Source organism: Streptomyces sp. VTCC 41912, assembly GCF_045799175.1.
Taxonomy (GTDB): Bacteria; Actinomycetota; Actinomycetes; order Streptomycetales; family Streptomycetaceae; genus Streptomyces; species Streptomyces albulus_C.
Genome location: NZ_JBJMAB010000025.1, coordinates 113,744 through 120,939 on the forward strand (window position 1 = coordinate 113,744; position 7,196 = coordinate 120,939).

Annotated in this window: 5 protein-coding genes; 3 read left to right on the forward strand and 2 right to left on the reverse strand. The window is 71.1% G+C overall.

What is annotated here, in order from left to right:
• The first annotated feature begins 103 nt into the window (after window positions 1-103).
• Complete coding sequence (locus tag ACJ6WD_RS28410; RefSeq protein ID WP_233658017.1) at window positions 104-805, forward strand: MerR family transcriptional regulator; 702 nt, start codon at window positions 104-106, stop codon at window positions 803-805.
• A gap of 76 nt (window positions 806-881) precedes the next feature.
• Here the strand turns inward: ACJ6WD_RS28410 and ACJ6WD_RS28415 are convergent, their stop codons facing one another.
• Window positions 882-1,733, reverse strand: a complete 852-nt coding sequence (locus tag ACJ6WD_RS28415; RefSeq protein ID WP_233658016.1) for a siderophore-interacting protein — start codon at window positions 1,731-1,733, stop codon at window positions 882-884.
• An 81-nt stretch (window positions 1,734-1,814) separates the two neighbouring features.
• Window positions 1,815-2,729 (reverse strand): 5'-3' exonuclease, encoded by a 915-nt coding sequence (locus ACJ6WD_RS28420; RefSeq protein ID WP_016570848.1) that lies wholly within the window; start codon window positions 2,727-2,729, stop codon window positions 1,815-1,817.
• A gap of 227 nt (window positions 2,730-2,956) precedes the next feature.
• Between ACJ6WD_RS28420 and ACJ6WD_RS28425 the strand changes: the two genes are divergently transcribed.
• Both ACJ6WD_RS28425 and ACJ6WD_RS28430 read left to right on the forward strand, forming a co-directional pair.
• The gene (locus ACJ6WD_RS28425) at window positions 2,957-4,126 is read left to right on the forward strand and encodes a glycine betaine/L-proline ABC transporter ATP-binding protein (RefSeq protein ID WP_233658015.1); all 1,170 of its coding nucleotides are present in this window, start codon (window positions 2,957-2,959) and stop codon (window positions 4,124-4,126) included.
• Window positions 4,119-6,719, forward strand: coding sequence for an ABC transporter permease/substrate binding protein (locus tag ACJ6WD_RS28430; RefSeq protein WP_016570850.1), 2,601 nt, complete (start codon window positions 4,119-4,121; stop codon window positions 6,717-6,719). Before ACJ6WD_RS28425 ends, ACJ6WD_RS28430 begins: the two co-directional genes overlap by 8 nt.
• Window positions 6,720-7,196 lie beyond the last annotated feature (477 nt).

Below are 7,196 nucleotides of genomic sequence, written 5' to 3' on the forward strand. Positions count from 1 at the left end.
CTATCTATGATGGAAGGTCGATTGGCAAGGCCGGGTGGGGCGGGGCGCCCGGCAGGTCCGCAGGGCACGGTTCCGAGGGGATCCGGCAGGGAGAGGGCGTCAGATGCGCATCGGTGAGCTGAGCCGCGAGACGGGCGTGGCGGTCCCGACGATCAAGTTCTACGTCCGCGAGGGGTTGCTGCCCGCGGGGCGGCTCACCAGCCCCAACCAGGCCAGCTACGACGAGGGGCACGTGCGGCGGCTGCGGTTGATCCGCGGGCTGATCGACGTCGGCGGGCTCTCGGTCGCGACGGTGCGCGAGGTGCTGACCGCCGTGGACGCCCCCGGGGGGTCGGTGCACAAGGTGCTCGGGGCGGCGCACGACGCGATCACGCCGGTGCCGATCGGCCGCCCGGAGGCGCTGCCGGAGGCCCGTCGGAGGGTCGCGGAGCTGATCCGCCGGCGCGGCTGGCGGGCCGGGGCGGACCATCCGGCGGCGGAGGCGATGGCGGTCGCGCTGGCCGCGTTCCAGGACCTCGGGCAGGGCGCGTTCGTGGAGGTGCTCGACGAGTACGCCGAGGCGTGCGAGCGGGTCGCCGACGCCGACCTGGCGTACGTGGGGCGCCACGCGGACGTGGAGGAGCTGGTGGAGAGCGTGGTGGTGGCGACCGTCCTGGGGGACGCGGTGCTCAGCGCGCTGCGGCGGCTGGCGCACGTCGACCGCTCGGCGCGACGGTACGAGGAGCACCGGGGCGGCCGACCGGCGGCGGGGGACGGCGCGGGCGAGGGCGAGGGGGCGACGGAGGGCGGCGCGGACCCGTCGTGAGTCGCGCCGCCCCCGGTGTGTGCGTCCGTGGCGGGGCGGCCCCGGTGCGGTGGGGGTGCCCCCGAGGGGGTGCGGGTCAGGCGGCGGCCGCGGGCTCCTGCTCGGCCTCCACCTGGGCGTTCCAGGCGCGCTTGCCGGCCTGCCAGCCGTCCTCGTCGTGGCCGGTGCGCCAGTAGCCGGAGATCGACAGGGCCTCGCGCGGCAGCTCGCGCTCGACGCGCAGCAGCCGGCGCAGCTCCTTCACGAAGCCCGCTTCGCCGTGCACGAAGGCGTGGACCCGGCCCGGGGGGAACTCCAGCGCCCGAACCGCCTCGACCAGTCCGCGACCGACCGGGGCGGTGCCGCGGTAGACCCAGGTGATCCGGGCGCCGGGCGGGGCGGCCAGCTCCTGGCTCTCCTCCGGGCCGGCGACCTCGATGAAGGCGTGCGCCGTGGCGTCCGCCGGCATCCGGGCCAGGGCGGCGGCGATCGCCGGCAGGGCGCTCTCGTCACCGGCCAGCAGGTGCCAGTCGGCCGAAGCGTCCGGGAGGTAGGCGCCGCCCGGGCCGAGGAAGGCGATCTCGTCGCCCGGCCGGGCGGCCGCGGCCCAGGGGCCGGCCAGTCCGCTGTCGCCGTGCACGACGAAGTCCACGGTCAGCTCGCGCGCCGCCGGGTCCCAGGCGCGCACGGTGTACGTGCGCGTCCGGGGCCACTGGTCGCGCGGCAGTTCGGCGCGGATGCGCCCCATGTCGAACGGCTCGGGGTAGCTGACGTGTGGCAGCGGGAAGACCAGCTTGACGTAGTGGTCGGCGTAGGCGCCGGCCTCGAACGCCGCCAGTCCCTCGCCGCCCAGGACGACGCGCACCATGTGCGGGGTGAGCCGCTCGGTGCGCCGCACCCGGGCGCGGTGCAGTGTGGGCGTGCTGCGGGCCGGTCGCTCTGCTGCCACGGCTGTTCTCCCCTGACGCGGTCGACGGCGGGTGCGCCTGCGGGACGCACGCCGCCAGTTAGGTATACCTAACCTAACAGGTCATCGGTGGAGCGTGACCAGCAACCGCTGCAATGCGCCACCCAGGCCCCACTGGGCGGCCAGCGCCTCCAGCCGCTCCGGATCGGCCGGCTCGACCGGGAGGGCGAGGTCGGTCTCCGGCACCGGGACGTCCGTCGCCACCCCGACCACCTTCGGGGCGACGGCCAGGTAGGGGGCCGCCTCGACGAGCCGCTTGCGCTGCGCCGGGGTGATCTTGGAGGTCGGGTCCTGAGCGGCGGCGATGATTCCGGCCAGGTCCCCGTAGGCGTCCAGCAGCTTCGCGGCGGTCTTCTCGCCGATGCCCGGGACGCCCGGCAGGCCGTCGCTGGGGTCGCCGCGCAGCAGCGCCAGGTCCGCGTAACCGGGGCCGTCCACCCCGTACTTCTCGCGCAGCGCCGCGCCGTCGGTGAGTTGGAGGGTGCCGACGCCCTTGAGCGGGTACAGGACGCGGATGCCGCGGGCGTCGTCGACGAGTTGGAAGAGGTCGCGGTCGCCGGTGACGATGTCGACCGGGCCCTTCGCCCGTGCGGTCAGGGTGCCGATGACGTCGTCGGCCTCGTAGCCCGCGGCGCCGATCCGGGCGATGCCCAGCGCGTCGAGCACCTCCTCGATCACCGGGACCTGCGGGGAGAGGGTGTCCGGGATCTCCTCCTCGTCGGGAGCCGTCGAGCCGGCGGGGGCCTCCTCGGCGACCCGGTGCGCCTTGTAGGAGGGGATCAGGTCGACCCGCCACTGGGGGCGCCAGTCGAAGTCCATGCAGGCGACCAGGTCGTCGGGGTGGTGGTCCTGGACGAGCCGGGCGATGAAGTCCAGCAGGCCGCGTACCGCGTTCACCGGGGTGCCGTCCGGGGCCTTGACCGATTCCGGCACCCCGAAATAGGCGCGGAAGTACAGAGAGGCGGTGTCGAGGAGCATCAGGCGTCGAGTCACACTCCGCATGATGCCGTATGCCCCAAACGTGCCTCCGATGTGAGGTGGCTCACCGATGTGTTTGAGCCCCATAAAGCCGGGCAGGCGCGCAGCCGGAGCGGACCCGGTTGCGATTTCAACTTGTCGCCGGTGAAGACGAGCCGAATTCGTCCCGCGCCACGACCTGCCTACGGGGGTGGCGGGTCGTTTCTCGTGCGACAAGAGAGGTATATGTGTCCAGGCTGCAAGCCGAACACCTGTACAAGGTGTTCGGCAGACGACCCGAGGACGCGGTCCGCAAACTCCAGGCCGGAGCCGGCCGGGACGAGCTGCGGGCCCAAGGCACCACCGCCGCGGTGATCGACGCGTCCATCGAGGTGGACGAGGGTCAGATCTTCGTCGTCATGGGTCTGTCCGGATCCGGCAAGTCCACGCTGCTGCGCATGCTCAACGGACTGCTGGAGCCGACCGCGGGCACCGTCCGCTTCGACGGCCAGGACCTGACCTCGCTCAGCGACAAGGAGCTGCGCGCCGTCCGCTCCCGGAAGATCTCCATGGTCTTCCAGCACTTCGCGCTCTTCCCGCACCGCAGCGTGCTGGAGAACGCCGCCTACGGCCTGGAGGTCCAGGGTGTGCCGCGCGCCGAACGCGAGCGCCGGGCGACCGAGGCACTCGCCCTGGCAGGGCTGGAGGGCTGGGAGAAGTCCTGGCCGGACGAGCTCTCCGGCGGCATGCAGCAGCGGGTCGGGCTGGCCCGCGCGCTGGCCACCGACGCCGACCTGCTGCTGATGGACGAGTCCTTCAGCGCGCTCGACCCGCTGATCCGCCGCGACATGCAGGACCAGCTGCTGGAGCTCCAGAAGACGCTGAAGAAGACCATCGTCTTCATCACCCACGACCTCAACGAGGCGATGCGGCTCGGCGACCGGATCGCGGTGATGCGCGACGGCCGGATCGTCCAGACCGGCAGCGCCGAGGACATCCTCGTCCGCCCCGCCAACGACTACGTCGCGTCCTTCATCCAGGACGTGGACCGCAGCCGGGTGCTGACCGCCGGTGCGGTCATGACGGACCTCGACAGCGTCCTCGGCACGACCGCCCAGGACGGCACCGAGCTCGCGACGGCCGCCGACTTCCAGGCGGCCGCGCCCGCCACCGTCGGCCCCGACACCCCGCTCGCCGACCTGTTCACCGCCTGCTCGACCAGCGACGTGCCGGTCGCCGTCACCGACGAGAGCGGCGCGCTGGCCGGTGCGGTCACCGGGGAGCGGCTGCTGGCCGTCCTCGGCGAGCCGGGCCGGCCGGACGTGCCGGTCGTCGACGTGCCCGCCCAGGGCGAGCCGGCCACCACCGGTGCCGAGTCCGCCGATCCGACCGAGGGGACGGTGACCACCGGTGCCTAGGATCCAAATAGGCAGCTGGGCCAATGACGCCGTCAATTGGCTCCGCGACAACCTCGACTGGCTGTTCAACCTCATCACCACGGTCCTGAACGGCCTCTACGACGCGATCCACGCCGTCCTCGCGGCACCCGCCCCGCTGCTCCTCGCGGGCATCCTGGCGGTGCTCGCCTGGTGGTTGCGCGGCCTGCCGGCCGCGGTGCTGACCTTCCTCGGCTTCGCGCTGATCGACTCCATCCAACAGTGGAGCCCGACCATCGAGTCGCTCTCGCTGGTGCTGGTGGCCTGCCTGATCACCGTGGTGGTCGCGGTGCCGCTGGGCATCTGGGCGGCCCGCAGCCGGGTCGTCGGCGGCATCCTGCGTCCGGTGCTGGACCTGATGCAGACCATGCCGGCGATGGTCTACCTGATCCCCGGCATCCTCTTCTTCGGCCTCGGCGTCGTCCCCGGCATCGTCGCGACCATCGTCTTCTCCATGCCGCCCGCGGTGCGGATGACCGAGCTGGGCATCCGGCAGGTCGACGGGGAGCTGGTCGAGGCGGCCGAGGCGTTCGGCACGCACCCGCGGCGCACCCTGCTGCGCGTGCAGCTGCCGCTGGCGCTGCCCACGATCATGGCCGGCATCAACCAGGTCATCATGCTCGCGCTGTCCATGGTCGTGATCGCCGGCATGGTCGGCGGCGGCGGCCTCGGTGCGTCGGTCTACAACGCCATCAGCTCGGTCAACGTGGCCCTGGGCGCGGAGGCCGGCCTCGCCGTCGTCATCCTCGCCATGTACCTGGACCGGATGACCGGTGCGCTCAACCAGCGGGTGTCGCCGCTCGGCCGGCGGGCGCTGGCCAAGGCGCAGGCGGCGCTGGGGCGCTGGAAGTTCCTGCAGTGGCGGCCGGCGACCTCGGTCGCCATGGTCGGCGTCGTCGTCCTGGCGCTGCTGGCCGGCGGGATGAGCTTCCTGGGCAAGAGCGGCGACGCCGCGTCCGGCGGCAACGGCAAGCCGATCACCCTCGGCTACGTCAACTGGGACGAGGGCAAGGCCACCACGTACCTCTGGAAGGAGATCCTGGAGGAGCGCGGCTACAAGCCCAAGGTCCAGGCCCTGGAGGCCGGTCCGCTCTTCGCCGGGCAGGCCCGCGGCGACATCGACGTTCAGACCAACGCCTGGCTGCCGACCACCCACGCCGAGTACTGGAACAAGTACAAGGACAAGCTGGAGGACCTCGGCACCTGGTACGACAAGACGTCGCTGGAGATCGCGGTCCCGTCGTACGTCAAGGACGTCAAGACGCTCGACGACCTCAAGGGCAAGGCCGCCGAGTTCGGCGGCAAGATCACCGGCATCGAGCCGGGCGCCGGCGAGATGAAGATCCTCAAGGACAAGGTCCTCAAGGACTACGGCCTCGACGGCGAGTACCAGGTGCAGGAGTCCAGCACCGCCTCCATGCTGAGCGAGCTGGACCGCGCCATCCACAACAAGAAGCCGATCGCGGTCACCCTGTGGTCCCCGCACTGGGCGTACGACAAGTACCCGCTCACCAAGCTCAAGGACCCCAAGGGCGCGTTCGGTTCCGGCGACGGCCTGCACATGCTGGGCCGCAAGGGCTTCAGCAAGGACATGCCCGAGGTCGCGAAGTGGATGAAGAACTTCCACCTCGACGAGAAGCAGCTCACCAGCCTGGAGAACGACATCAAGTCGGCCGGTGAGGGCCACGAGCAGGACGGCGTCCGCACCTGGCTGAAGAAGAACCCCGGCCTGGTCGAGAAGATCGCCCCGTCCGCGCACGCCACCTACGCCAAGGGCAAGGACGCCGGCAAGGCCCCCAACATCGGCTACCCGGCGTGGGACGAGGGCATCGCCACCGCCTACCTGTGGAAGAACGTCCTGGAGAAGCGCGGCTACCACCCCAACCTGCGCAACCTCGACGTCGGCCCGATGTGGACCGGCCTGTCCACCGGCCAGATCGACGTGGAGACCGACGGCTGGCTACCGGTCGCCCAGAAGCAGTACTGGGACAAGTACAAGGACGACCTGGTCGACGTCGGTGCCTGGTACGACAAGACCTCGCTGGAGATCGCGGTCCCGTCGTACGTCAAGGACGTCAAGTCCATGGACGACCTGCGGGCCCACAAGGACGAGTTCAAGGGCAAGATCATCGGCATCGAACCGGGCACCGGTGAGATGCAGCGCCTGAAGAGCACCGTGCTGCCCGCCTACGGCCTGTCGGACTACGAGGTCACCTCGGCCGGCACCAGCGCGATGCTCGCCGAACTCGACCGCGCGTACCACAAGAAGGAGCCGATCGCGGTCGTCCTGTGGTCGCCGCACTGGGCGTACAGCAAGTACCACCTCACCAAGCTCGCCGACCCCAAGGGCACCTGGGGTGCCAACAACCAGATCAAGACGCTCGGCAACAAGAACTTCCCGAACAAGTTCCCGGAGTTCTCCGGCTGGCTGAAGAACTGGAAGATGAGCCCCGACGAGCTCGGCAGCCTGGAGAAGGACATCCAGGACGCCGGAAAGGGCAACGAGGACAAGGGCGTCGAGAAGTGGATCGACGCGCACCCCGGCATCGTCGACAAGATGGCACCGGTGAAGTAACCCGCAGCGGCGGGGCGCGCCGGCGTACGTTGTCGGCCGTCCCGCCGTGGGGGTTTCGCCTGCGGCGGGCGTTGCCGCTGCGTTGCCGCTGCGCGGGGCTTCTTCCCACGTTGTCGGCTGTCCCGCCGTGGGTCTTCTCGCCGTTGCGCCTGCGGCGGGCGTTGCCGCTGCGCGGGGCTGTTGGGTGCGGTGCCGGGTTGGTGGGTGGTGGGGTGTGCGGACTGCTGCGCTTTACGTCCGCACACCCCACCACCCACCAACCCGGCCCCTCCCGTTTGTGGTGGGTTTTCAGATGCGTTGGGGTACGCCCCGGTGGGCTGCCGCGGCCTCGATGGTCGAGTGGTGACCCGTGGTCCAACTCCCCGCGCCAACCCACTCACCTTCCCTCCCACTCACCCGTCTTTTCCCCATCCCCAACGGGAGGTGGCGGGCCGGAGGGGGTGGTGTGCAGGACGTAAAGCGCAGCAGTCCTGCACA